This is a genomic window from Denitratisoma sp., from assembly GCA_032027165.1.
In the GTDB taxonomy this organism is placed as follows: Bacteria; Pseudomonadota; Gammaproteobacteria; order Burkholderiales; family Rhodocyclaceae; genus Desulfobacillus.
Map to the genome: position 1 here is coordinate 347911 of JAVSMO010000001.1, position 23534 is coordinate 371444.

Annotated in this window: 26 protein-coding genes; 12 read left to right on the forward strand and 14 right to left on the reverse strand. The window is 67.3% G+C overall.

What is annotated here, in order from left to right:
* Window positions 1-2 precede the first annotated feature (2 nt).
* Window positions 3-446, forward strand: a complete 444-nt coding sequence (locus tag ROZ00_01730; protein MDT3734931.1) for a TerB family tellurite resistance protein — start codon at window positions 3-5, stop codon at window positions 444-446.
* Window positions 447-529: 83 nt separating this feature from the next.
* Window positions 530-976 (forward strand): cytochrome C, encoded by a 447-nt coding sequence (locus tag ROZ00_01735; GenBank protein ID MDT3734932.1) that lies wholly within the window; start codon window positions 530-532, stop codon window positions 974-976.
* A 36-nt stretch (window positions 977-1012) separates the two neighbouring features.
* On the opposite strand, the gene ROZ00_01740 is transcribed toward ROZ00_01735, so the two are convergent.
* The 3 genes from ROZ00_01740 to ahpC form a co-directional block, all read right to left on the reverse strand.
* The gene (locus ROZ00_01740; GenBank protein MDT3734933.1) at window positions 1013-1477 is read right to left on the reverse strand and encodes a Dps family protein; all 465 of its coding nucleotides are present in this window, start codon (window positions 1475-1477) and stop codon (window positions 1013-1015) included.
* 54 nt (window positions 1478-1531) lie between these two features.
* Entirely contained in the window at window positions 1532-3118 is a 1587-nt protein-coding gene (ahpF, locus tag ROZ00_01745) for an alkyl hydroperoxide reductase subunit F (GenBank protein MDT3734934.1), read from the reverse strand.
* A gap of 125 nt (window positions 3119-3243) precedes the next feature.
* Entirely contained in the window at window positions 3244-3813 is a 570-nt protein-coding gene (gene ahpC / locus ROZ00_01750; GenBank protein MDT3734935.1) for an alkyl hydroperoxide reductase subunit C, read from the reverse strand.
* A gap of 213 nt (window positions 3814-4026) precedes the next feature.
* Here ahpC and ROZ00_01755 point away from each other — a divergent pair, with 213 nt between their 5' ends.
* The gene (locus ROZ00_01755) at window positions 4027-4863 is read left to right on the forward strand and encodes a mechanosensitive ion channel family protein (protein MDT3734936.1); all 837 of its coding nucleotides are present in this window, start codon (window positions 4027-4029) and stop codon (window positions 4861-4863) included.
* Here ROZ00_01755 and ROZ00_01760 read toward each other — a convergent pair.
* The 5 genes from ROZ00_01760 to ROZ00_01780 form a co-directional block, all read right to left on the reverse strand.
* Entirely contained in the window at window positions 4853-5314 is a 462-nt protein-coding gene (locus ROZ00_01760; GenBank protein ID MDT3734937.1) for a hypothetical protein, read from the reverse strand. The genes ROZ00_01755 and ROZ00_01760 overlap by 11 nt on opposite strands.
* Complete coding sequence (locus ROZ00_01765; GenBank protein MDT3734938.1) at window positions 5311-5673, reverse strand: hypothetical protein; 363 nt, start codon at window positions 5671-5673, stop codon at window positions 5311-5313. The genes ROZ00_01760 and ROZ00_01765 overlap by 4 nt, the downstream gene beginning before the upstream one ends.
* A gap of 74 nt (window positions 5674-5747) precedes the next feature.
* Window positions 5748-7775 carry a M1 family aminopeptidase gene (locus tag ROZ00_01770; GenBank protein ID MDT3734939.1) on the reverse strand — a complete coding sequence of 676 codons (2028 nt, stop codon included), beginning with the start codon at window positions 7773-7775 and terminating at the stop codon, window positions 5748-5750.
* Window positions 7772-8209 carry a PDZ domain-containing protein gene (locus tag ROZ00_01775; GenBank protein ID MDT3734940.1) on the reverse strand — a complete coding sequence of 146 codons (438 nt, stop codon included), beginning with the start codon at window positions 8207-8209 and terminating at the stop codon, window positions 7772-7774. The genes ROZ00_01770 and ROZ00_01775 overlap by 4 nt, the downstream gene beginning before the upstream one ends.
* On the reverse strand, window positions 8146-8946 hold the full coding sequence (locus tag ROZ00_01780; GenBank protein ID MDT3734941.1) for a ChaN family lipoprotein: 801 nt from the start codon (window positions 8944-8946) through the stop codon (window positions 8146-8148). Before ROZ00_01780 ends, ROZ00_01775 begins: the two co-directional genes overlap by 64 nt.
* A 159-nt stretch (window positions 8947-9105) precedes the next feature.
* Here ROZ00_01780 and ROZ00_01785 point away from each other — a divergent pair, with 159 nt between their 5' ends.
* The 9 genes from ROZ00_01785 (at window position 9106) to ROZ00_01825 (ending at window position 17030) form a co-directional block, all read left to right on the forward strand.
* Window positions 9106-10203 (forward strand): enolase C-terminal domain-like protein, encoded by a 1098-nt coding sequence (locus tag ROZ00_01785; GenBank protein MDT3734942.1) that lies wholly within the window; start codon window positions 9106-9108, stop codon window positions 10201-10203.
* Window positions 10204-10215: 12 nt separating this feature from the next.
* Window positions 10216-11169: a methylated-DNA--[protein]-cysteine S-methyltransferase gene (locus tag ROZ00_01790; protein ID MDT3734943.1), complete on the forward strand. Its 954-nt coding sequence runs from the start codon at window positions 10216-10218 to the stop codon at window positions 11167-11169.
* 146 nt (window positions 11170-11315) lie between these two features.
* A complete protein-coding gene (gene katG / locus ROZ00_01795) occupies window positions 11316-13523 on the forward strand; it encodes a catalase/peroxidase HPI (protein MDT3734944.1) in 2208 nt (735 codons plus the stop codon).
* Between the two features lie 7 nt (window positions 13524-13530).
* Window positions 13531-14040: a TspO/MBR family protein gene (locus ROZ00_01800; protein ID MDT3734945.1), complete on the forward strand. Its 510-nt coding sequence runs from the start codon at window positions 13531-13533 to the stop codon at window positions 14038-14040.
* 94 nt (window positions 14041-14134) lie between these two features.
* Window positions 14135-14797, forward strand: a complete 663-nt coding sequence (locus ROZ00_01805) for a DUF998 domain-containing protein (protein ID MDT3734946.1) — start codon at window positions 14135-14137, stop codon at window positions 14795-14797.
* A gap of 22 nt (window positions 14798-14819) precedes the next feature.
* The gene (locus ROZ00_01810; GenBank protein ID MDT3734947.1) at window positions 14820-15245 is read left to right on the forward strand and encodes a VOC family protein; all 426 of its coding nucleotides are present in this window, start codon (window positions 14820-14822) and stop codon (window positions 15243-15245) included.
* A 338-nt stretch (window positions 15246-15583) separates the two neighbouring features.
* The gene (locus tag ROZ00_01815) at window positions 15584-15955 is read left to right on the forward strand and encodes a hypothetical protein (GenBank protein MDT3734948.1); all 372 of its coding nucleotides are present in this window, start codon (window positions 15584-15586) and stop codon (window positions 15953-15955) included.
* A gap of 103 nt (window positions 15956-16058) precedes the next feature.
* Window positions 16059-16487 (forward strand): hypothetical protein, encoded by a 429-nt coding sequence (locus ROZ00_01820; GenBank protein ID MDT3734949.1) that lies wholly within the window; start codon window positions 16059-16061, stop codon window positions 16485-16487.
* 63 nt (window positions 16488-16550) lie between these two features.
* Window positions 16551-17030: a hypothetical protein gene (locus ROZ00_01825; protein MDT3734950.1), complete on the forward strand. Its 480-nt coding sequence runs from the start codon at window positions 16551-16553 to the stop codon at window positions 17028-17030.
* Window positions 17031-17226: 196 nt separating this feature from the next.
* Here the strand turns inward: ROZ00_01825 and ROZ00_01830 are convergent, their stop codons facing one another.
* The 6 genes from ROZ00_01830 to ROZ00_01855 form a co-directional block, all read right to left on the reverse strand.
* The gene (locus ROZ00_01830; protein ID MDT3734951.1) at window positions 17227-17499 is read right to left on the reverse strand and encodes a hypothetical protein; all 273 of its coding nucleotides are present in this window, start codon (window positions 17497-17499) and stop codon (window positions 17227-17229) included.
* A gap of 12 nt (window positions 17500-17511) precedes the next feature.
* On the reverse strand, window positions 17512-18024 hold the full coding sequence (locus tag ROZ00_01835) for a hypothetical protein (protein MDT3734952.1): 513 nt from the start codon (window positions 18022-18024) through the stop codon (window positions 17512-17514).
* Complete coding sequence (locus tag ROZ00_01840; GenBank protein ID MDT3734953.1) at window positions 18024-20099, reverse strand: TonB-dependent receptor; 2076 nt, start codon at window positions 20097-20099, stop codon at window positions 18024-18026. Before ROZ00_01840 ends, ROZ00_01835 begins: the two co-directional genes overlap by 1 nt.
* A gap of 81 nt (window positions 20100-20180) precedes the next feature.
* Window positions 20181-22262, reverse strand: a complete 2082-nt coding sequence (locus ROZ00_01845; protein MDT3734954.1) for a TonB-dependent receptor — start codon at window positions 22260-22262, stop codon at window positions 20181-20183.
* An 81-nt stretch (window positions 22263-22343) separates the two neighbouring features.
* A complete protein-coding gene (locus ROZ00_01850) occupies window positions 22344-22766 on the reverse strand; it encodes a biopolymer transporter ExbD (protein ID MDT3734955.1) in 423 nt (140 codons plus the stop codon).
* 10 nt (window positions 22767-22776) lie between these two features.
* On the reverse strand, window positions 22777-23532 hold the full coding sequence (locus tag ROZ00_01855; GenBank protein MDT3734956.1) for a MotA/TolQ/ExbB proton channel family protein: 756 nt from the start codon (window positions 23530-23532) through the stop codon (window positions 22777-22779).
* Window positions 23533-23534: the final 2 nt, after the last annotated feature.

Consider the following 23534-nt stretch of genomic DNA (forward strand, 5'->3'; position numbering starts at 1 on the left):
CCGTGCTGTCGGCCATTCGCGAATTCTTCGACCGCAACATCGCCGGCGCCCCGGCACAGGACGGGCATGCGATCCAGCTCGCCACCGCCGCGCTGCTGGTCGAGGCGATGCGCATCGACGCCGGGACGACCGATGCCGAGCGCGATGCCGTGCTGGAGGCCGTCCATGGCAAGTTCGGCCTTGCCGGGGCCGAGGCCGAGTCGCTGATCGCGCTGGCGGAGGAAGAAATGCGCCAGGCCACCGACTACTACCAGTTCACCTCGCTGATCAACCAGCGCTTCACCCAGGCGCAGAAGGAGCGCGTGCTCGAATTGATGTGGCGCGTCGCCTACGCCGATGCGGTGATCGACGCGCACGAGCAGCACCTGATGCGCAAGATCGCCGCCCTGCTGCACGTGCCCGACAGCGCCTACATCGCCGCCAAGCTGCGCGCCCGCGACGCCTGAACGCACGAATTTCTTCGCCTAGGTCAAATCCGTGCGCGGATTTCTCTTGCTAGAATCCAAGCCATTGATTATAGGAGGAGAAATTGAAAAAACTTATACCCGCATTGCTGGCGTTTTCCGCCGCATTTCCGGCGCTTGCCGACGACATCACCTACGCCAAGCACATCCGCCCGCTCTGGGATGACAAGTGCGAGCGCTGCCACGGCACGAGCGCGCCGCCCTACGAAGTCTTCCTCAAGGACAAGAAGACGTTCGAGCTCGACGACAAGGGGCCGCGCATGGACAGCTACGAGAGTTTCGTCTTCTTCATCGCCGGACCCCAGGCCGGCGCACTCATGCAGCGTCTCGACGACGGCAGCAACACCAAGGACGGCCAGCCCGGCAACATGTACCGGCACCTCGGTCGCGGCGAGCAGCGCAAGGAAAACCTTCAGATTTTCAAGCAGTGGATCGGCGAGGGCGCCTGGATCGTGAAGGGCGCCGGCGAACTTTCCAAGGACGAGATCCAGAAAATCAAGGCGGCGAAATGAGCGCGGCGGCCGGGCTCGCCGCCCGGCCGCAGGCAATCACTCCTCGAGGACGCTGCGCAGCATCCAGGCCGTCTTCTCGTGCACTTCCAGGCGCTGCGTGAGCAGGTCGGCAGTCGGCTGGTCGTTGGCCTTTTCCACCAGCGGGAAGACGGAGCGCGCAGTGCGCGCGGTCGCTTCCTGGGCGGCGACGAGGTGGCGGACCATGTCCATCGCTTTCGGCACGCCGTCCACTTCCTTGATCGAAGCCAGCTTGACGAACTCCTTGTAGGTACCGGGCGCGGGGATGCCGAGGGAGCGGATGCGCTCGGCGATCAGGTCGAGGGCGTTCCATTGCTCGGTGTATTGCACCATGAACATCGCGTGCAGGGAATTGAACATCGGCCCCGTCACGTTCCAGTGGAAGTTGTGCGTCATCAGGTAGAGGGTGTAGCTGTCGGCCAGCAGGCGCGACAGGCCCTTGGCGATTTTCGCCCGGTCGGCGGCGGAAATGCCGATGTCGATGGCGGGGGCGGGATTTTTCTTCGCTTTCATGATTACTCCTTTCAGACGATAGACTCAAAAAACAGTATGCATCATCTTCGGCTCGACGGGCGCCGCCGGGCTGCGGATCAGGTGGTCGAAGGCCGACAGGGCGGCCTTGGCGCCTTCGCCCATGGCGATGACGATCTGCTTGTAGGGCACCGTCGTCGCGTCGCCGGCGGCGAACACGCCCGGCAGCGAGGTCCGGCCGCGGGCGTCCACCTCGATCTCGCCGAAACGGCTGAGGCTCACCGTGCCCTTCAGCCAGTCGGTATTGGGCAGCAGGCCGATCTGCACGAAAATGCCTTCCAGTTCGAGGCGATGCGACTCGCCCGTGACGCGGTCGGTGTAGGCGAGGCCGGTCACCTTCTGGCCGTCGCCGACGACCTCGGTGGTCTGCGCGCTCCTGATCACCGTGACGTTGGGCAGGCTCGTGAGCTTTTCCTGCAGCACCGCGTCGGCCCGCAGCCTGCTGTCGAACTCGATCAGCGTGACGTGGGCGACGATGCCGGCGAGGTCGATCGCCGCCTCGACGCCGGAGTTGCCGCCGCCGATCACCGCCACGCGCTTGTCCTTGAACAGCGGGCCGTCGCAGTGCGGGCAGAAGCAGACGCCCTTCGCCTTGTATTCGGCCTCGCCGGGCACGTTCATCTCGCGCCAGCGCGCGCCGGTGGCGAGCACCAGCGTCTTCGCTTTCAGCGTTGCGCCGCCGGCGAGCTTCACTTCGTGCATCGTCTCGCCCGGCACCAGCGCCTGGGCGCGTTGCAGCGGCATGATGTCGACGCCGTACTCCTTGACGTGGTTTTCCAGCGCCGCGGCGAGCTGCGGCCCCTCGGTATGCCTGACCGAGATGAAGTTCTCGATGGCCAGGGTGTCGAGCACCTGCCCGCCGAAGCGCTCGGCCACCACGCCGGTGCGGATGCCCTTCCTCGCGGCGTAGATCGCCGCCGCGGCGCCGGCCGGGCCGCCGCCGACCACCAGCACGTCGAAGGGCTCCCTGGCGTCGAGCGCCTCGGCCGCCTTCACGGCGGCGCCGGTGTCGAGCCTGGCCACGATCTCCTCGAGGCTCATGCGTCCCTGGCCGAAGGGCGCGCCGTTGAGGAACACCGCCGGCACGGCCATGATGCCGCGCGCCTCGACCTCCTTCCGGTGGAGCGCGCCGTCGACCATCGTCGCCTCGACATTCGGGTTGAGCACCGCCATCAGGTTGAGCGCCTGCACCACATCCGGGCAGTTGTGGCAGGACAGCGAAATGAAGACCTCGAAGCGGAAGCGGCCCTCGATGCCCCTGATCTGCGCGATCAGCGCTTCGTCGACCTTGGGCGGGTGGCCGCCGGCCTGCAGCAAGGCGAGGATGAGCGAGGTGAACTCGTGGCCCATCGGCAGGCCGGCGAAGTGGATGCGCGGCGCTTCGCCGGGGCGGCCCACCGAGAACGAGGGACGGCGCTCGGCGCTGCCGTCCTCACGCACGCTCACCTTCGGCGAGAGCGCCGCGATGTCGGCGAGCAGTTCGCTCATCTGGCGCGAGGCGTCGCTGCCGTCGGGGGTGGCCACCAGCTCGATCGGCTGCTGCAGCTTTTCGAGGTAGGCGGCAAGCTGGGACTTGATGCTGGCGTCGAGCATGATGGTCTCCGTAAATGGGTTTGCACTGGAAAAGGCGGCCGCGGATTCGTGGTTCGGCCGGCCTTGCCGCTGCAATCCCGCCCCGGGGGTCGCCTGGGACGGGAAGGTTGGGGTCGGGGCGGCTGTTAGATCTTTCCGACGAGGTCCAGCGAGGGCGCCAGCGTCTTGTCGCCTTCCTTCCACTTGGCGGGGCAGACCTCGCCCGGGTGGGCGGCGACGTACTGCGCGGCCTTGATCTTGCGCAGCAGCTCGGATGCGTCGCGGCCGATGCCGCCGGCGTTGATCTCGACGATCTGGATCTTGCCGGCCGGGTCCATCACGAAGGTGCCGCGCTCGGCGAGGCCGGCTTCCTCGATCATCACGCCGAAGTTGCGGGTGATGGCGCCGGTCGGGTCGCCGATCATCGGATACTTGATCTTGCCGATGGTCTCCGAGGTGTCGTGCCAGGCCTTGTGCGTGAAGTGGGTGTCGGTGGATACGGCGTAGATCTCCACGCCCAGCTTCTGGAACTCCGGGTACAGATCGGCCATGTCGCCCAGTTCGGTCGGGCAGACGAAGGTGAAGTCGGCCGGGTAGAAGAACATCACCGACCACTTGCCCTTGAGCGTGGCGTCGGTGATCTCGACGAACTTGCCGTTGTGGAAGGCCGTCGCCTTGAAGGGGAGTATCTCGGTGTTGATGAGGCTGGTGTTCATGCGTTGCTCCTGTCTTGGTTGATGGTCAGGTTGAATTGCTTGCGACAGGAGGGATGATGCGGCCGCGTGCGTAATTAATCTAATTGAATGTAATTACCATTATGATAGCAATAAGCTATCTATCGCTTGTGCCGGCAGGGTGCAGCGTGTAATTTCACGGGCTATGCGCACCGCGCCGGGTGCCGGGGAAACCATCCAGCGGAGAAGATGACCATGCCGAACCAGCTCGCCGTACTCGAACAGGCCCAGCACACGCTCGTCGACCTCGCCATCAAGTTCGGGCCGAAGGTCGTCGTCGCGATCATCATTCTTACCGCGGGCTACTACGCCGGCCGCTGGGTCGGCAAAGTCCTCGACCACTGGCTGGAAAAGCTCAGCCTCGAGCCGCCGGTGCGGCTGCTGATCGTGCGCCTCGTCCGCCTGGTGGTGCTGGGCTTGTTCCTGATCATGGCGCTGCAGAACCTCGGTGTCGACCTGCTGCCGCTGATCGCCGGCCTGAGCGTGGTCGGCGCGGGTGTCGCGCTGGCCATGCAGGGCGTGCTCGGCAACCTTGCGGCGGGCTTCGTCATCATCTTCACCCGCCCGTTCCGGGTCGGCGAGTACGTCTCCATGGTGGGCGTCGAGGGCGAGGTCGAGGAAATCGACCTGTTCACTACCCGGCTCAGCCATCCCGACCGCTCTGTCGTCGTGGTGCCCAACCGCAAGATCGTCGGCGAGATCCTGCACAACTACGGCCAGATCCGGCAGCTCGACCTCAGCGTGGCCATCGCCCGCGCCGAGGACCTCGAGCGCGTGCTGACGCTTATTGAAGAGGTGGTGAAAGCCAATCCGCGCGTGCTCGCCGAACCCGCCTACATCGTCGGCGTGGCGTCGCTCGCCGACAAGACGATCTCGATTGCCATCAAGCCATGGGTCAAGGTGCCCGATTACCTGCCTGCGGGCGCGGAGATCAACCGGGCTGTCGTCGAGAAGCTCACCGCTGCCGGCGTCGACTATCCGGGCGCCGCGCGCGAGATCCGCCTCGTCGGCACGCCGGGCTTCAGGGCTTGACGGGATCCCAGGGTTCCTGGGCGAAGTAGGCTTCCATGCCCGGCTGGGTGTGGGGGTTGCCGGCCTTGCCCCAGTGGCAGGTCAGGCGCGCGTAGTTGTCCAGGTCGGTGCCGATGACGCAGACCATCTCCATCGGCTGCCGCGTCCCCCACTTGAAGTGCAGCACCCAGGCCTCGCCCGGGTCGGCGCGGCGCACGACGCCGAAGACCTGGCTCTTCCTGCCGCCGATTACCCGCGTCAGGCGCAGCTGCTTGCCCACGCGCTCGATGCGCGCCGTCCCGGCGTAGGTGGCCGGGCTGTCGGGATGGCGGCCGATCAGCTGGTAGCGCCCCGGCACGAAACTCCATTCGGGCGCCTCGTCCTCGTCCGCCGCCTGGGCCGGGATTCCGGCCAGGCAGGCCGCGGCGAGGAACAGGAGGGAGGTCAGCGTGCGCCTGCGGCGCCCGCTCAAGGTCCCAGGCATCCGCGTTCGCGGTCTTCGAAGTCGCAGGAGCCCTCGCGGATGTGACCGGGGTAGTGCCGCTCGAAGGCGCGGCACAGCTCCTGCTTCGTCAGCCAGCGCCCGTCGGCGTCGGCGAGCAGGGAGGCGGGAATGGTCGTCTCGTGCTCGCGGTAGATTTCGTAGATTTCCGCTTCGCCCGGGCCGATGCCGTTCTTCTGCAGGTGCTCGACCAGTCCGCAGATGGTGTCGGAGAAGTAGGTCTTGAACTCCTCCTCGTCCTCGAAGATGCGGATGCGCGCCTCGTAGGTGTAGGGCAGGCTTTGGTCGTACTTCGACTTCGGGCCGAAAATCTTTCCGAGCAGTCCCATGGCGTGCCTCCTCGTATCAGGGCGGGCGGTTCCGAAAATGTAAGGGACGGCAAGCGGCTTGGCAATGCCCCGGATCAAGGAGCCGGAACGACGGGGAGCAGCGGGCCCGGCGCCGGCCAGACGCCGCGCGCCAGCATGCGGCTGCCCTCGAAAGTCAGCCAGCTCTGCCCGCCGTAGTGCGGCAGCGGGCGGGCGAGGGCGGCGAGCGCCTCGGCGTTGCGCGCCGACACCACCGCCAGCGCGGCGCCGCCTGCACGGGCGACGGTCCACACCTGCGCGCTGCCGCGGCCGGCCAGTTCGGCGGGGCGCGGCGGCAAGCCGGCGCTTGCCAGCGCCGCGCCGACATCTTCGTGCAGGCCGGCGAGCAGCATCGGTTCGTTGCCCCGGTCCAGCTCCGCCAGCGCTGCCGGGCGCGGCGCGTTCTCGAACAAGCGCTGGGCCAGGGCCGCGGCGGCGGTGCGCACGTTCCCATCGGTCGTCGCCTGCGCCAAGCGCGGCGCGCGCGCGGTGATCCACTGGCGCAGGATCGGCGGCAGCTGCTCGGCCGCCGGCCGCCGCCACAGGCGCAGTTCCGGATCGAGGCGCACGCCCTCGGGCAGTGCGTCGAGCTCCAGCGTCGCCGTCTGGCGCGGCTGCGCGATGGCGATGCGGCGCACCTCGCTGCGCCCGCCGGTGTACACGAGTTCCACCGGCACGCCCAGCGCGTAGGCGGGCGAAACCTGCTCCAGCGTCAGCGCGAGCCGCACCTTGCCGTCGCGCATCGTCGCGCGCGCTTCGGCGATCTTCACTTCCGGCGCGCCGGCGCGGTTCAGCCACTGGTCGAAGAAGCCGTCGAGGGAGCGCCCCGCCGCCTGCTCGAAGGCCGCCTGCAGCTCGCGCCACCCGGCGACCCGGAAACGCTGCGCCTGCCAGAAGCCGCGCAGGCCGCGGCTGAAGGCGTCCGCGCCGATCTCGTCGCGCAGCATGAAGAAGAGCATCGCCGCCTTGCCGTAGCCGACGGCCGCCGCGGCGCCATGGGTGCGCGTGCGGAAGGCGGCGAGCGCCGTCTGGCTGCCCGCCGGGACGGCGGCAAAATCGCGCAGCCAGCCGAGCCGCATCTCGCGCGCGGCAGCGGCCGATTCGGCCTCCTTGTAGGCGTAGTCGGCCATGAAAGTGGTAAGGCCCTCGCTCCAGTTGCCGCGCGCGTAGTCGACGAAGACGCCGTTGCCCCACCAGTTGTGCAGCACCTCGTGGCCGAGCGAGGTGGCGCGGATGAAGGGCAGCTTCAGCACCTCGGCGCCGAGGTAGGTCAGCGTCGGCATGCCGAGGCCGGTCGGCAGCGGGCTCGCCACCACCGAGAATTCCGTAAACGGGTAGGCGCCGATCTCCGCCGCGTAGCGCGCCAGGTAGCGCTGCGCGTCGCCGAGATAGCCCTCGGCGAGGCCGGGCATCGCGTCGAGTTCGGCGAAGAAATACGTGCGCAGCCGCAGCGGTTCGCCCTCGGCGCGCGGCACGATCTTCTCGCGCACCCGGTACGGTCCGGCCATCAGGTCGATGCCGTCGGCGGGTTGCGCGAAGGCGAAGCGCGCACGGTAGCGGCCACGGGCGTCGGCCGGCGTTTCCTCCGATAGCAGTCTTCCCGCCACCAGCGCGCGCTGGTCGCCCGGCAAGGTGAGGCTGACCTCGTAGGTGAACAGCGGCGCCGGCTGCGGATACCAGCCGGCGCCGGCGGGCAGGAAGCTGCCCTCGGCGGCGGCCATCAAAGTCAGTCCGCGCAGCACGCCGCGATGGTCGAGGCGGCGGTCGAGCGCCGGCAGGGTGCCGCCGTATTCGAGGCGCAGCCGCCTGGCTTTCTCCGGCATCGCGACGCGCCAGGCGCGCAGCGGCCCGGCGCCGTCGAGGCGTTCGGCGCGCAGGGTTTGGCCCATCGCCGAGGCAGCGGTTACGTCCAGCGATTCGTGCAGCGCGAAGCCGAACTCGCGCGCCGGCGCGTCGACTTCCGCCACCGCCGAGAAGCGCCGCGTAGCCGGATCGAGCTCGACCTGCAGCTCGAGCTGCGCCGCACTCAGCGGCGCCTGCGCGCCGGCGAGCAGCGCGAAGGCGACGGCGCGCAGGTGCCTCACGATTTCTCGGGCGGAAATTTGACCACCAGCTCCAGCGTCTCTTCGCCGCGCCTGATGCGCAGCGGCAGCCAGGTGCCGGCCGGCTGCAGGCGCACATGGCTGATGGCGATGAGGGTCTTCTGCACCGGGCGGCCAGCCATCTCGAGGATGACGTCGCCGCGCTTCAGCCCGCTCTGCTCGGCGAGGCTGCCCGCCGTCACGGCGAGGATGCGCACGCCGCCCTCGTGATCTTCCAACTGCACGCCGAGGCGCGGCGGCGCCGGCTTCGGGGCGACTTGCGCCGGCAGCATGAACACCGCATCGGCGAGGCCGGCGCGGAGGTCCTTGCACTCGCCGCCGGCGGACAGCGGCAGCAGGGTGCCGACATTCTTCACGCCGAGGTCGCGCAGCTGGTGCGGCACGCCGTGGCCGTGGCGGAGGTGGCCGCTGCCCATGACGCCCACCACCAGCGGCTTGCCGGCGCCGGCGCCAGCGCCTCGGCCATGGCGCGGTCCCAGGCGGTCTGCGATTCGACGAAGAAGCGGAAGGCGGCGTCGCCCTTCTTCGGTTTGGCCGCCTTGCCGCCCTTGTCGCGCAAGGTCGGATGCTGCAGGTAGACCTCGAACAGGCTGTCGCGGTAGGCCTCGGCCGGCGGCGCCGGGCGACCGAGGCCCTCGCGCTCGGCTTCCGGCACGGCATCCCAGCCCTTCTCGGTGATGGCGCGGCTCAGCTTGCGCTCGATGTTCAGCGCCAGCATCGGGATGCGGTTGATGCGCGCGAACTCGAACAGCGGCAGGTACAGCTCGGCCGGCATGTTCCAGTTCGCGTGCCATTCCGACTGGTCGAGGAACTCCTTCACCGTCAATTCGCCGGCCACCCAGCGGTCCAGCGCCGGCTGCACGCGGCGCGGGAACATCTCGAAGCCGATCGCCATGTCCGGCCGCCGCGCATGCAGGGCGGCCAGGGTCTGCAGCTGCCAGTAGTGGTGGTCGGCGTCGTCGTGCACCTCGCCCAGCAGCAGCACTTCGCGCTGCGCCATGCGATCGAGCAGGGCCGAAGCCTGCGCGGCGCGCGGGCGTTCGCCGTCGAGCGCCGACCACGTCGCCGGCTCGGGGCAGGACTGCGCATGGGCGGCTGCGGCGGCAACAAGGCCAAGGGCGAGGAGGAATAACCGGGGTCGTATGAGGGCCATGATTTATCCGGCTGGACGAAAGACCTTCAGATTATCACCGCCTGCGCAAGTTCCGGCGCCGGCGCCTTGCCGCAGGGAAAGCGCGGGCGCACAATCGGCACACGGATGCCGCTTCGGTCGTCCGCCGCTGGCCCCGAACCCCAACAACAAGGAGGCAGCATGAACCCCCAACCCCGACTCACCCTTCGCGACCTGCGCGTGCGCGCCGTCAACGTGCCGATGGCGATCCCGCTGCAGACCAGCAGCGGCACCATCAGTATTGCGCCGCTGGCCCTGATCGACCTCCACACCGAGGAGGGCGTCACCGGCGCCGCCTACCTCTTCTGCTACACGCCGCTGGTGCTCAAGCCCGTCGTGCAGCTCCTCGCCAACCTGGCGCCGCTCGTCAAGGGCGACGCCGTCGCGCCGCTCGCGCTCGAACGCAAGCTGCAGGGCCGCTTCCGCCTGCTCGGCGCAAAGGGCGTCGCCGGCATGGCGCTGGCCGGCATCGACATGGCGGCGTGGGACGCGCTCGCCCGGGCGCAGGGCCTCCCCCTGGCGCGCGCGCTGGGCGGCGAGCCGCGGCGCATCCCCGCCTACAACAGCTGCGGGCTCGGCATGATCGGCGCCGAGCGCGCCGCCGCCGAGGCGCAGCAGCTGGCCGCGCCGGGCTTCGCGGCGATCAAGGTGCGGCTCGGCTACCCCGACCTGAAGACCGACCTCGCCGTCGTGCACGCGGTGAAGCGCGCCGTCGGCGACGACGTCCTGCTGATGTCCGACTACAACCAGGTCCTGCCCGTGCCCGAGGCGATCGCCCGCGTGCAGGCGCTCGACGGCGAGGGACTCGGCTGGATCGAGGAGCCGGCGCTGGCCGACGACTACGACGGCTACGCCCGCATCCGGGAAAAGGCGCGCACGCCGATCCAGATGGGCGAGAACTGGTGGGGCACGCACGAGATGGCGAAGTGCCTCGCCGCCGGCGCCACCGACCTCGGCATGCCGGACGCCATGAAGATCGGCGGCGTCAGCGGCTGGCTGCGCGCGGCGGCCCTCGCCGAGGCGGCCGGCCTGCCGGTCTCCAGCCACCTCTTTCCGGAGGTCAGCGCCCACCTGCTCGCGGTCTCGCCGACCTGCCACTGGCTGGAATACGTCGACTGGGCCGCGCCGATCCTGCAGGAACCGCTCCGGATCGAGGCCGGCCACGCCGTCGTCCCGGATGCGCCCGGCAGCGGCATCGCCTGGAACGAGGACGGCGTGGCGCGCTGTCTCGCCGAGTGAGGCGGCCGCCGCATGCGATCCGCAAGAATCGGATTGAGGCAAGGCGGGGAGCTGCAGTACGCTCGCGGCATGATCCTCGAACGGCACGATGACTTTCCAAGGCCGGCGCCTGCGGGCAGGGCGGAAGCCGACCTGCGCGAGCGCTCGCGCCATTACGACGTGGTCGCCAGGGCCATCGGCTACCTCCGCGCCCATGCGCGGCGGCAGCCCGGCCTCGACGAGATCGCCGCCGCCGTCCACCTCAGCCCGCATCACCTGCAGCGGGTGTTCGCCGAATGGGCCGGCATCTCGCCGAAGCGCTTCCTGCAATACCTGACCAAGGAATACGCCCGGGCGCGGCTGACGGCGTCCGGCGACACGCTCTCCGTCGCCCTCGACTCGGGCCTGAGCGGCACCGGCCGCCTGCACGAGCTGATGGTCGGCTGCGAGGCGATGACGCCGGCCGAGATCCGCGCCGGCGGCCTCGGCACCACCGTCGGCCACGGCTTCGGTCCCACGCCGTTCGGCGAGGCCCTCGTCGCCTGGTCGCCGCGCGGCGTCTGCCACTTCGCCTTCCGCACGGCCGCCGACCCGGCGATGATCGCCGGCCTGGCGGCGCAGTGGCCGCGCGCGCAGCTGGCGCGCGACGACGCGCGCGCCGGGCGGCTGCTGGCGGAAATATTCGGCGCGCGGCCGCGGCGCGCACCGATCCATTTGCTCCTGCGCGGCACCAACTTCCAGATCAAGGTCTGGGAAGCCCTGATCCGCGTCGACATCGGCGCGCTCGTCTCCTACCGGCAGCTCGCCGCCGCCGCCGGGGCGCCGCAGGCGCAGCGCGCCGTCGGCAGCGCGCTGGCCGCCAACACCATCGCCTACCTCATCCCCTGCCACCGCGTCATCCGCGAGGGCGGCGAAACCGGCAGCTACCGCTGGGGCGCCGAGCGCAAGCTGGCCCTGCTCGGCTGGGAGGCGGCGCACTCGGAATAGCCGCCGGAAAAAAGTCAGTCGCTGCGGCACGGCGATGTCGCGTCACGATAGCGGCAACCAATAACGCCCATTGCTTTAATTCAATTGTTCTATTGGCCGGGCGGCGATACGCTGGCTCCACTCGGTTCACCCAAAAGGAGACAGCCATGAGCAGCGAAAGCAAGTGCCCCTTCCACGCCCAGCACGGCGCCCGCACCACGGACAGCATGCAGTCGAACCGCGACTGGTGGCCGAACCAGCTGAACCTCAAGATCCTGCACCAGCATTCCACGAAGTCCAATCCGCTCGGCGAGAAATTCAACTACGCCGAGGAATTCAGGAAGCTCGACCTGGCCGCGCTGAAGCAGGACCTCGCCGCGCTGATGACCGACTCGCAGGACTGGTGGCCGGCCGACTGGGGCCATTACGGCGGCCTGTTCATCCGCATGGCCTGGCACAGCGCCGGCACCTACCGCATCTCCGATGGGCGCGGCGGCGCCGGCCACGGCAACCAGCGCTTCGCGCCCGTGAACAGCTGGCCCGACAACGTGAACCTCGACAAGGCGCGCCGCCTGCTGTGGCCGATCAAGCAGAAGTACGGCAACCGGATCTCCTGGGCCGACCTCTTCATCCTCACCGGCAACGTGGCGCTCGAATCGATGGGCTTCAAGACCTTCGGCTTCGCCGGCGGGCGCGAGGACATCTGGGAACCGGAAGAGGACGTCTACTGGGGCGGCGAGGCCGAGTGGCTGGGCGACGCCCGACACAAAAGCGGCTACAGCGGCGACCGCGAGCTGGAGAACCCGCTCGCCGCCGTGCAGATGGGCCTCATCTACGTGAACCCCGAGGGTCCCAACGGCGAGCCGAACGTGCTCGCCTCCGGCCGCGATATCCGCGAGACCTTCCGCCGCATGGCCATGAACGACGAGGAAACCGTCGCCCTGGTCGCCGGCGGCCACACCTTCGGCAAATGCCACGGCGCGGGCGACCCCAAGCTGGTCGGCCCCGAGCCAGAGGCCGCGCCCCTCGAGGAAATGGGCCTCGGCTGGAAGAATGCCTTCGGCTCCGGCAAGGGCGGCGACACCACCAGCAGCGGCATCGAAGGCGCCTGGACGCCGAACCCCACGCAATGGCAAGGTGAAGCTAGCGGCTACTTCGACATGCTCTTCGGCTACGACTGGAATCTCGTGAAAAGCCCTTCCGGCGCCTGGCAATGGGAGCCGGTGAACCCGGCCGACAAGGACCTCGCGCCGGCCGCGCACGATGCGTCGAAGAAGGTCACGACCATCATGACCACGGCGGACCTCGCGCTGCGCATGGATCCGATCTACGGGCCGATCTCGCGCCGCTTCCACAAGGACCCGCAGGCCTTCGCCGACGCCTTCGCCCGCGCCTGGTTCAAGCTCACGCACCGCGACCTCGGTCCGCGCTCGCGCTACCTCGGCGCCGAGGTGCCGAAGGAAGCGCTGATCTGGCAGGACCCCGTCCCCGCCGCCGACCACCCGCTGGTCGACGCCAGGGACATCGCCGACCTGAAGGCGAAGATCCTCGCCACCGGCCTCTCGGTCTCCGAGCTGGTCGGCACCGCCTGGGCCTCGGCCTCCACCTTCCGCGGCTCCGACAAGCGCGGCGGCGCCAACGGCGCGCGCATCCGCCTCGCGCCGCAGAAGGACTGGGAAGCCAACCAGCCGGCGCAGCTCGCCAGGGTGCTGGCGAAGCTCGAAGGCGTGCAGAAGGCGTTCAATGCAGGCAGCAGGAAAGTCTCGCTGGCCGACCTGATCGTGCTGGGCGGCTGCGCCGCCGTCGAGCAGGCCGCCAAGGCCGCCGGCCATGCCGTCACGGTGCCCTTCACCCCCGGCCGCAGCGACGCTGCGCAGGAACAGACCGACGTCGAGTCCTTCGCGGTGCTCGAACCCGTCGCCGACGGCTTCCTCAATTACCGGAAGGCCGGCGACAGCGTGCCGGTCGAGCAGCGGCTGCTCGACAAGGCGCAGCTCCTGACGCTGACCGCGCCGGAAATGACGGCGCTGATCGGCGGCCTGCGCGCGATCAATGCCAACGTCGGCGGATCGAAGCATGGCGTGTTCACCGACCGGCCCGGCACCCTCAGCAACGACTTCTTCGTGAATCTGCTCGACATGGGCACGGCGTGGGCGCCGACCTCGGAGGCGAAGGATGTCTTCGAAGGCCGCGACCGCAAGACCGGCAAGCCGAAGTGGACCGCCACGCGCGTCGACCTCGTCTTCGGTTCCAACTCGCAGCTGCGGGCGCTGACCGAGGTCTATGCGCAGAACGATGCGAAGGAGAAGTTCGTGCAGGACTTCGTCGCCGCCTGGAACAAGGTGATGAACCTCGACCGCTTCGATGTGAAGTAAGTCGTCCATGAACCGGACCCCGCCGGCACTCCCCCGTTCGCGCCAGTGGCTCGGCCTCGCCGGCTGGCTGGCGCTCGCCTTCGCCACCGCGGCAATCGGCGCCGTGGCCTCGGTCAGCGCCGGCGCGTTCTACGCGGAACTCGTGCGCCCCGCCTGGGCGCCGCCCGGCTGGCTCTTCGGCCCGGTGTGGACCGCGCTCTACGCGCTCATGGGCGTGTCCGCCTGGCTGGTCTGGCGCGAGCGCGGCTTTGCCGGCGCCCGCGCGGCGCTGACACTCTTCATCGTCCAGCTGGCCGTCAACGCATTGTGGAGTTGGCTGTTCTTCGCCTGGCGCCTGGGCGGCTCGGCCTTCGCCGAAGTCCTGCTCCTGTGGTGCCTGATCGTCGCCACCGTGATCGCCTTCCGGCGCATCAGCGCGCTGGCCGCCGTCCTGCTCCTGCCCTACCTGGCGTGGGTCACCTTCGCCTCGGCGCTGACCTACGCCGTCTGGCGGCTCAATCCGGCGCTGCTGGGCTGAGTCGTCGACCGACGGGTCCTGGCGATACCGGCGCTGCGGTAAAAGTCAGTCCGCGCGGCACGGCGCCGGCGCGCAGGCAGCGCATAATGCGCGCATGATGGATCTCGACAGCCGGCGCCCCGCACTCGACGTGCCCTTCGCGATGCTCGTGACCGGCGCGCTGGGACTGGCCGTCGGGATCGCAACCGTCGCCGCATCCGCCCTCGCGTACGCCGCGACCCGCGACTTCTCCTTCTTCACCACCTACATCAGCGACTTCGGCGCCGCGCCGGGATGGCCGAGCACGCTCTTCACCGCCGGTATGCTGATTGCCGCGCCGCTCCGTTACCTCTTCCTCGTCCTGCTTCTCGTCCGGCTCGTCCACCTGGGCGCCTCGACGCGCTTCCGTTCGGCGATGCTCGTTGTCGGCGCCCTGACGGTGCTCGGCAGCATAGGAACGGCCGCGATTCCGTTCACGCTCGACGCAACCATCCACAAGAGCTCGGCCCTGCTCTACTTCTTCGGCACGGTCGTATTGCTCGGCGCAATCTCCCTGCAGGAGTGGAGGCTTCGCCTGCCGCGGGCGCTGCCGCTGAGCGGCATCGCCGTGGTGGCCGCCTACTTCGTTTTCGCCACCCTGCTCGCGCTGGTCGGAAAGGTCGGTGCCGTCGAGCGCACCACGCCGGTGCCCTGGGAATGGCTGTCCTTCATTGCTCTGATGATCTGGCTGGCCGCGCACACGGCGCTGCTCGGATCCAGGGCGCCCAGGAACCGCTGATGCAACTGCTCCTGGTGCAGCCATGAAACAGGCCATCAGCTTCATCACCCTCGGCGTCGGCGACCTCGCGCGCAGCCGCGCCTTCTACCGTGCGCTGGGCTGGCGCGAATCCTCCGGCAGCCAGGCCGAGGTGGCCTTCTACCAGGCCGGCAGCGTCGCCTTCGCGCTCTTCGCGCGCGACTCGCTCGCCGAGGACGCCGGCGTGCCGCCGCAAGGCACCGGCTTCCCCGGCTTCACTCTCGCCCACAACGTTCCCTCCGAACAAGCGGTCGACGCCACGCTGCGCGAAGCCGTCGCCGCCGGCGGCCGCCTCGTGCGCGCCGGCGAGAAAGCACCCTGGGGCGGCTACCGCGGCTACTTCGCCGACCCCGACGGCTTCCTCTGGGAAGTCTGCTTCAATCCCTTCTTTCCGCTCGACGAGAACGGGTTCGTGAGGCTGCCGGAGTAGTCGGGCGTTGCGGAGAAAGTCAGTCGCTGGGGGACGGCGATGGGTTTTGGGAATAGGAGCTATCGGCCAGGAGCGGTCGTCCGCAGTTGCCCTTCCATTTGCGTAGTGGCAGCATGAGGGCGGCAAGCAGCAAGAGATGGCGCACTCCATTTCGTTTGCACCTTGGGACCTATAAAGAAATAGCTAATCGATTGATGCGTCGATACTAGAATGTCAACAACTCCTGTTTATCCATTGGAAGTGACGGAAAACGATCCGTCATTTAGGCAGCACATTTCACGTTGGGCGCCATGAGCAGACTCCGTACCGATCGAGAAATCCTTCGTTGCATCTACTCGATGTACGAATCTGCCTACCCAGGAGTAAAACCCGGGCAGGTTCGAGGCGAGAATGATCCGTACGTCCCCATCGATGTTCGCGCGGTCGCAGCAAAGCTTGGCGCAAAGCCCGAGTTGCTGTTCGGACGTCTTTACTACGATCTTGATGCAAGGCATCGGTACGAACAGAAAGGCGGTGCATCTGTTCATCTCTTCCTGCTTGACGTTCAAAGTAAACGACACTCCGTTAACTTCCCGTATCTAGCGGCCATCCTTGCTGGTCATGAGCAGGAGTACAGAAAGTTGTTTTGGTCTATGGTCTTCTCAGTCGCGGCGCTGCTCGTGTCGGTTGCATCGCTGGCCGTGAGCCTCCTTGCCAAGGTGCCACAATGACGCCCAACCCATCGGTCAAGAGGGTCTGGCTTACAGCGGGCTTCACCCGCTTCCAACCAGCCCCTTACCTTCAACGGTTAGCCATTATCAGGAGGATCAACGAATGCAGGAAACAAATGTAACTATCGCAACCTCGTTTTCAGACTTTCAGCGACTCAAGGCAATCCACCAAGCATTCGTTGAGGAAATACAAAAACAGGAGCAAGCGCAACTGGCAGTTGCATCCCTCAAGGTGGTAGAGGGAGCACTATGTGTGTCCTATTTGGAACTCGAATTCCGTGCCGTGCGAAGATCAGTAGCTGTTGATTTTCGTCTTATTGCCAATGAATATGCTTTTGTCGGTTCCATCGGCGACCAAGAACATGTATTGCTGTGTCTGTATCTGTCGCCCGATGGAAACCTTCATCTCAAATCGTCACTGGATGATGAAAGCCGCCTCTGTGACTACAACAATCAGTATCTGGTGAAAAACATTCTCACCAAAATCCAGCTCGCGGCTTTGTCGTCGAGTTTTTTTGCGCCTCATGGCTAATCTATCATTCCACCGGACCGGCGCGAAAAGCCGCGCAGGCCGGTGAATTCAAACTTTGACACCATGAGCTACAAAGACTTGTCCCGCGAGGATTTCGACGCTATCGTCACCGGGGAACTCACCCATTACGCCATTTGGCTCGAGGACGTCTTAGTAAGGTTTATCTCTCGCCATTTCGCCGCCGAGGCTCGCCGCAAGGACTTCGAACGATTGATCCTGAGGCGGGATGGGCTGACCTTTCAGGACAAGATCGAAATTGTGCGCGCCATGCTACCGTTGTTTGAGAACCGTGACGCAGCCGAAAAGCTCAAGCCGCTTCTCGGGAGGATTGAGGAATTCAAAGCGAACCGAAATGCGTTTGCTCACGGCCTCGATGTAACTCCCAAAGAGCTTCCGCCTCCCACGGTACTTGTCGAAATCGTCACGCGCTCAGGCAAGGAGAAAGTCGTGGAAGTCTCTCCTGAGGCACATAAAGAGCAGATGGCTTCCGCCGAGGCGTTGCTTAGCGAACTGCACACAGTCGCGAATGAAATTGGCGTCTAACCCTGTGCTCGACCCCGGTCCCTTCGGTCACTGGACGCTGCGCGATGAAGCCGCACAGCGCCGGCCAGCTCCACGTTGATGGTCCGCTTCGGGTCGATAGCACCCACTCGCCGTACTACAGCGACTGACTTTCCCCCGCAGTTCTCAACACCGCCAATAATCGAAGTTCCGCGCCGTCCCGCAGCGACTGACTTTTTCAGTGCGCCATCCGGTCGGCTGGTTTGCTGGTCGTGACCGTCAGCCGCCGGTTGCCCGCCGCCTGATCCCGCTCGAGGATGTCGACCAGCTCGCGCGCGTGCGCGCGCAGGTGCGGGTCGGCTTCGCTGTCCTCTGCTACACGCGCCAGCAGCAGCGCCGCCAGCTCGGCGGCGCGCGGGCAGCCGGTGGTCATGTGGCGGGCGAGATGGGCGAGGGCGCCGGCGACCATGCGCGCGGGCGGCTGCTCGTCCTGCAGAGTGTTGTCTTCCATGTCCTCTCCTTGTCAGCGGTTGGGTTCGGCGCCCGCCGGCGGCAGCACCGTGTAGGCGGAGTGGCAGGCGACGCAGCGCTGCATCAGGGCGGCGAGCTGCTGCAGCGTGTGCTCGCGGTCGCCGAGGCTCTCGGCGTCGAGGGCCAGCGCGTCGAAGGCCTCGTGGGTGGCGAAGCCGAGCTTGCGGAATTCCGCCGGCAGCTTGCCGATCAGCCGGGTGCGGATCGCCGGCGGGATGTTCTTCACTTCCGCCATGCCGACCTTGCGCGCCTCGGTGGCGACGCGCGCCATGTCGCCGGCCGCCGTGGCGTCGACGATGGCCTGCACGGCCATCAGCAGGTGGCGCATCTCGCCCAGCACGTAGTCGCGCTCGGCATGGTCGAGCGTGAGGCGCAGGCGGCCGTCCTGCGACGGCGCCTGCGGCGCGCGCTGGAAGACGGTGAAGAAGAGAACCGTGCCGGCCAGGGCGAGTCCGAGCGCGACGATCAGCAGCAGCTGCCAGCGGTGTTCGAGGAAGCGCAGCATCAGAAGTCCCCCTTCCAGGTCAGCACCAGGCTGCGGCCCGGCATGGCGATCTCCTGCCCGGAGACGCCTTCGGTGAGGTGCTCGTGGTATTCGCGGTCGAAGAGGTTCTTCACGCCGATGCGCAGCGACTGACTTTTCGCGTAGCGCCAGGTGGCGCCGATGTCGGCGGTGGCGAAGCCGGGCGTGGCGTTCTCGCTGCCGCGCGAGAAGACGGTGGCGACGCGGTTCTGCCGGCGCACGAAGCGGCCGGTGACGTCCATCGTCCAGTTCGCGGCGACGCCGCCCTCCCAGCCCAGGCTGAGCTCGTCGGCCGGCATCTGGAACAGCGGCTCGTCGAGTTCGTTGTTCGTCCCGCGCACGAAGGAGAGGCCGGCCTTCAGCCAGTGGCCGCGCGAGAATTGCCATTTGCCCTGCGCCTCGAAGCCGTGCAGGGTGACCTGGCTGATGTTCACCGTTTCCTTGCAGGCGACGGCGTTGGCCGCGCCGCAGACGGCGCCGGCGCGCGGCGTGCCGGAGATGTCGAGGCCGGACATGTAGTCGGCGATGCGGTTGCGCCAGGCTGCCACTTGATAGCTGACGTTTTCGCTCTGGCCCTTCAGGCCGAGCTCGAACTGCGTGGAGATCTCCGGCTTGATCTGCGGGTTGCCGGCGTAGTAGTAGCCGTCGCCGCGCGGCGAGGATTCGTAGCGCTCGCGCATCTCTCCGGCACGGAAGCCGCGCGAGAGGTTGGCGTAGGGCCGCAGCAGCGGGGCGGCCTCGTAGATGGCGCCGAGGCTGCCGGAGAAGGCGCTGTCGCGGCGGTCGAGGTTGTTGGTGATCCGCAGCGCCGGGTTGGCGGGATTGGCCATGGCGGCGGCCTCGCCCTTCACCGTGTCGTGGCGCAGCGCGGCGAGCACGTTCAGCTTGCCGAAGCGCATGTCGTCCTGCACGTACACGCCGAAGGCGCTGATCCTGCCGTCGTCGAAGGGATCGCGCCGCGCGGGCGCGAAGGCCGGCGGATTGAAGAGGAAGCGCTCGGGCGAGGCCCCCATCTTCCAGTAGTTGGCGCCGAAGGAGAGCAGGTGCTGCGGATGCACCAGCCAGTCGGCCTTCGCGTCGATGCCGTCGGTGGTGAAGAAGACGTGGGTCTGCGAGATGTCCTGGTTGCGGCGGTTCGACCAGGCGTAGATGCGCCGCTCCATCTCCTGGCGGTAGGCGCGGACGTCGAGGTTGAGCGGGGATTCGCCCGAACCCTTGCGGCTGTAGCCGAGTTCGGCCAGGGTGCGCGCCTGCTTCGGCGAATACACCGTGGTGCTGCGCACCAGCGGGCTCGGGTGCGCCTTGGTCGAGCCGGGATACCAGACGTCTTCGTCCTCGTGCCGCTGCAGCGAGAAACGCAGTTGCTGGGCGGCGTCGATGCGGAAGCGGTACTGGCCGATGAAGCTGTCGGAGTCGTAGCCCGTGCGGTCGACGCGGCCGTCCGGCGCCTTGTAATCATGGATGCGGGCGAGCGAGGCGCCGAGCATGAGGGCGTGGTCGCCGCCGGAGGCGTTGAGGACGCCGGTGCCGCGCAGGCCGCGGCTGGCGCTGTCGTAGCTTGCGGCCGCGGAGAATTTCGCGCCGGGCTCGAAGCGCGCCTGCGGCAGCAGCACGTTGATGGCGCCGCCCAGCGCGCCGGTGCCGTAGAGCACCGAGGCGGGGCCCTTGACCACCTCGAGGCGGTCGGCCAGGCCGAGCGACATGAAGGAGGCGACGGCGCCCGCCGGCTGGGCGGAGTTGAGGCGCATGCCGTCGACCAGCAGCACCACGCTCTCCTTCTTCAGGCCGCGGATGACCGGGTTCTGCCCCTGGGCGCCGTCGCTGGCGACGGCCAGGCCCGGCTCGCCGCGCAGGGCCTCGCCGGGGTTCTGCGCGTTGCGGCGGAGCAGCTCGTCGCGGTCGAGCGCAGTGGTGGATACCGGGGTTTCGAGGTCTTCCGCGGCGTAGCCCTTGGCGGTGACGCTGACGGGGGCGAGGATGGTATCGGCGAAAGCCGGCGCGCCGGCGCAGAAAGCCAGGATGGCGGCGGCCAGCGGCCGCTTGTCATGAAAACGCATGTCAGTCTCCTGAAGACAGTTGGAGCAGGCTGAAGGATTGAGGTTGTGTCCGGTCAGCGGGCGAATCGAATCGGCAGGAAATCAGAAGGTGTACCTGGCGCCGATTTCGAGGGAACGCTCCGGCCCGGCGTAAATGCCTTGACGCAAGCCCGCGATGTAACGCTTGTCGGTGAGGTTCTTGATTGCCGCAGTGAGCTTCAACTGCTTGCTGACATCGTAAGCGCCGGTCAGGTCGAAGACGTGATAGCTCGGCAGCTTGCCGCGCCAGACGTCATTGGCGCCGGCGGGCTTCACTATCGGGGTGCTGTTGTCGCCATCGCCGTATTGGGCGCCGACATGCCGCCCGGAGAGCGCCGCCTTCAGCGGGCCGGAGGCATAGGCAAGGCTCACGTTCGCCAGAAGCTTCGGCGAATAGGGCAAACGATTGCCCTTGTCGATGCCGCCTCCGCGGTTCTCGCGGTAGTCCGAGGTCGGAATCCAGGTCAGGTTCGCGTCGAGACTGAAGCCGTTGTTCCAGCCGTATCCCAACGCGGCTTCCATGCCGCGATGCAAGGTGCTGCCCGCATTTGCATTCGCCACCCCGCCGGAAATGGCCGGGGTGATCTGATTGTCGAAATTCATCTGGAAGGCCGTCAGTTCGTAACGGAGTTTGCCCGACTGTCCGCGCACCCCGGCTTCGATATTGATCGACCTCTCCGCATCCAGCTGCTGATCGACGCCGGTCACGATCGACTGGCTGTTCAGCGGCGGCGAGAACGCCTTGTAGACGCTGCCGTAAAGCTGCGCGCCCGGATTCAACCAATAGGTTGCGCCGATTCCCGGCAGATATTCCGTGTTGTCGCTTTTCCCGTTGCGGGCACTGTTTTTCCGGTCTTTATGCTCTTGCTCGTAGTGCTCGATGCGCAGCCCCGGCGTGATGGAGAGCTTGTCCGTCACATCGAAACGGTTTTCGCCGAAGAGGGCATAGCTGACAGCCGAGTCCACGCGATCGTTGCCGAGCGTCCCGGAACGCGGATTTGCCCGGGTAGCGGCAATGTTCCGATCGACCATTTCCTCTTGCATGATGCGGATGCCGAACTCGGCCTTGTTGTTGATGCCGAAGCCCTTGTGGTTGAGGGTCAGGCGGGAGTCGAGACCGACGCGCTCGAAGGCGCGGTTGTTGCCGTTCACGACGTCCGTATAGACCCAGCGCCCGGCGGCGGTCGAGGCCGCGTTATTGACCGAGAAACGCCAGTAATCGCGATTCATCTCGCTCCAGTACACGAGCGTGTTGAGCGTCATGTCCGGCGCGATGTCCCAATGATGGTTGAGGTCGAGCGACTTGCGCGCGGTCAGGAACCAGTCGTCCGGCGCCGGGTTGTGCTTGGCGCCAGCCTTGAACTCATTGAGGAACAGACCGCGATAGGAAATATTCGCGTCGTTCTCGTAGTGCGTGAATTTGGCGCCGATCCACTGATTGTTCCCAAGCGCCATGCCGCCCTTGAGCATGAGGTCTTCCATGTCGAAACCCTTGCCCTGAAAGCCGTCGCTCTTGGCCCGCGTGTAGAAAACACCGGCCTTGGCCTCGCCCGAGGGCGACTTCCCGCCGGCCTCCAGCGTGGCCTCCCGGTAATTGTGCGAGCCGACACGGCCGGAAATCGACACGCCGTCGATCGGCTCCTTGGTCTTGTAGTTGATCACGCCGCCGATGGTGTTGGGGCCATAGCGCAGGGCCGCCGCGCCTTTCAGCACTTCGATCTCTTCCATGCGCTGGATGCGCGGGTTGTAGTAACGGCTGTTGCCCACGAACAGACCGGGCGCGACAGGAACGCCGTCTTCCAGGATCAGCGACTTGTAGTCCGCCGCGCTCAATCCGCGAATGCCGATATTGGCCACGACCGCCGATTCCTCTTCACCCTTGATGTGAATGCCCGGCACCGAACGCAGGGCGTCTTCGGTGGACAGCGGCTGGATGCGTTCCAGATCGGCGGGGCCGACGATGGCCACCGAGCCGGGCTGCCTGGTGATGGCCTCTTCGCCGCCGGCAACCACGTCGATGCGCGGCAACGTGATTTCGGCAGAAAGCGCCTGCGTCGGATGGCTCAAGGCCAGCATGACGGCCATGGCAACCTCGGTCCGGTTAAAAACACGTCGATGGCAGAGAGTGGGTTCCTTTTGATGCATCAGGTGCTCCTTGGGTCAGCGGTTGAATTTCAATGGCTGGCTGACGCAAGGGCGCTGGCTGGCTGTGTGACGGAAAAATGTTTAACGGTTCATGCTCGGATCGGTGACGAAACCGATGCGGGTCAGTCCGTGGCGCGCGGTTTCGGACATCACCTGCGCCACTTTTTCGTAGGGGGTGGCGGCTTCGGCGCGCAGGTGCAGCTCGGGCTGCGGCACCCGCGCGGCGGCGGCCCTGATGCGTTCCGCCAGCGCGGCGGCGTCGACCGGCTCGCCGTTCCAGTACACCCGGCTCTGTGCGTCGATGGCGAGCTGCACGTTGTCGGGCTGGGTCAGGTTGGGCGTCGAACTCGCCTTGGGCAGGTCGACCTTGACGGCATGGGTGAGCAGCGGGGCGGTGACGATGAAGATCACCAGCAGCACCAGCATGACGTCGATGAGCGGGATCATGTTGATCTCGGCGAGATCGCCGCCGACGTCGCTGTCCGAGAATGAACCGAAGGCCATGGCAGTCCCTTCAGGCGCCGCGCGCGGCGACGCGCGCGAGGATGCGTTCCGACGTGGCGGCGACGTCGCCGCCCTGGGGCATCGCCTTCAGGCCGGTGGCGAGGAAGGCGAACACGTCGTGGGCGAAGGAGTCCAGCTCGGCCAGGGTGTTGCGGTTGGCGCGGGCGAAGGCGTTGTAGGCGACCGCGGCGGGGATGGCCACGGCGAGGCCGATGGCGGTCATGATCAGCGCCTCGCCGACCGGGCCGGCCACCTTGTCGAGCGTGCCCTGGCCGCTCATGCCGATGGCCATCAGGGCATGGTAGATGCCCCAGACGGTGCCGAACAGGCCGACGAAGGGCGCGCTGGAGGCGACCGTCGCCAGGAAGGTCTGGCCGTATTCGAGGCGCGACTTGTCCTGGCCGATGGCGCGCTTCAGCGCCCGGGTGAGGAATTCGTCGGGCGTGCCGGCGTCGATCAGGCCGCGGCTGCCGTCGCGCCCGGCGCGGTGCTGCTCGATGGCGGTGAAGCCGTGGTGGACGAGGTGCGAGAAGGGGTCGTTGACGCCGCTCTCGCGCAGGCGGTGGGCGACGGCGTCGAGGTTCGGCGCCCGCCAGAAGGCAGCGAGGAAGTCGCGGCTGCGCTTCTTCGAAAGGAAGGCCTGCACGCCCTTGGTGACGATCAGGTACCAGGTGCCGACGGACATGACGAGCATCAGCCCGAGGACGAAGCGGGCGACGCCGTCGGTGGCGGCGAGGAAGTGGGCGAAGCCCAGGTTGTATTCCATGG

Excerpts from the sequence above, each read along its gene's own strand:
- ahpF (MDT3734934.1), bottom strand. The coding sequence starts at position 3,118 with ATGCTCGACGCCAGCATCAAGTCCCAGCTTGCCGCCTACCTCGAAAAG.
- ahpC (MDT3734935.1), bottom strand. The coding sequence starts at position 3,813 with ATGAACACCAGCCTCATCAACACCGAGATACTCCCCTTCAAGGCGACG.
- ROZ00_01755 (MDT3734936.1), top strand. The coding sequence starts at position 4,027 with ATGCCGAACCAGCTCGCCGTACTCGAACAGGCCCAGCACACGCTCGTC.
- ROZ00_01765 (MDT3734938.1), bottom strand. The coding sequence starts at position 5,673 with ATGGGACTGCTCGGAAAGATTTTCGGCCCGAAGTCGAAGTACGACCAA.
- ROZ00_01775 (MDT3734940.1), bottom strand. The coding sequence starts at position 8,209 with ATGGGCAGCGGCCACCTCCGCCACGGCCACGGCGTGCCGCACCAGCTG.
- ROZ00_01780 (MDT3734941.1), bottom strand. The coding sequence starts at position 8,946 with ATGGCCCTCATACGACCCCGGTTATTCCTCCTCGCCCTTGGCCTTGTT.
- ROZ00_01785 (MDT3734942.1), top strand. The coding sequence starts at position 9,106 with ATGAACCCCCAACCCCGACTCACCCTTCGCGACCTGCGCGTGCGCGCC.
- ROZ00_01790 (MDT3734943.1), top strand. The coding sequence starts at position 10,216 with ATGCGATCCGCAAGAATCGGATTGAGGCAAGGCGGGGAGCTGCAGTAC.
- katG (MDT3734944.1), top strand. The coding sequence starts at position 11,316 with ATGAGCAGCGAAAGCAAGTGCCCCTTCCACGCCCAGCACGGCGCCCGC.
- ROZ00_01800 (MDT3734945.1), top strand. The coding sequence starts at position 13,531 with ATGAACCGGACCCCGCCGGCACTCCCCCGTTCGCGCCAGTGGCTCGGC.
- ROZ00_01805 (MDT3734946.1), top strand. The coding sequence starts at position 14,135 with ATGATGGATCTCGACAGCCGGCGCCCCGCACTCGACGTGCCCTTCGCG.
- ROZ00_01810 (MDT3734947.1), top strand. The coding sequence starts at position 14,820 with ATGAAACAGGCCATCAGCTTCATCACCCTCGGCGTCGGCGACCTCGCG.
- ROZ00_01815 (MDT3734948.1), top strand. The coding sequence starts at position 15,584 with ATGTACGAATCTGCCTACCCAGGAGTAAAACCCGGGCAGGTTCGAGGC.
- ROZ00_01820 (MDT3734949.1), top strand. The coding sequence starts at position 16,059 with ATGCAGGAAACAAATGTAACTATCGCAACCTCGTTTTCAGACTTTCAG.
- ROZ00_01825 (MDT3734950.1), top strand. The coding sequence starts at position 16,551 with ATGAGCTACAAAGACTTGTCCCGCGAGGATTTCGACGCTATCGTCACC.
- ROZ00_01830 (MDT3734951.1), bottom strand. The coding sequence starts at position 17,499 with ATGGAAGACAACACTCTGCAGGACGAGCAGCCGCCCGCGCGCATGGTC.
- ROZ00_01835 (MDT3734952.1), bottom strand. The coding sequence starts at position 18,024 with ATGCTGCGCTTCCTCGAACACCGCTGGCAGCTGCTGCTGATCGTCGCG.
- ROZ00_01840 (MDT3734953.1), bottom strand. The coding sequence starts at position 20,099 with ATGCGTTTTCATGACAAGCGGCCGCTGGCCGCCGCCATCCTGGCTTTC.
- ROZ00_01845 (MDT3734954.1), bottom strand. The coding sequence starts at position 22,262 with ATGCATCAAAAGGAACCCACTCTCTGCCATCGACGTGTTTTTAACCGG.
- ROZ00_01850 (MDT3734955.1), bottom strand. The coding sequence starts at position 22,766 with ATGGCCTTCGGTTCATTCTCGGACAGCGACGTCGGCGGCGATCTCGCC.
- ROZ00_01855 (MDT3734956.1), bottom strand. The coding sequence starts at position 23,532 with ATGGAATACAACCTGGGCTTCGCCCACTTCCTCGCCGCCACCGACGGC.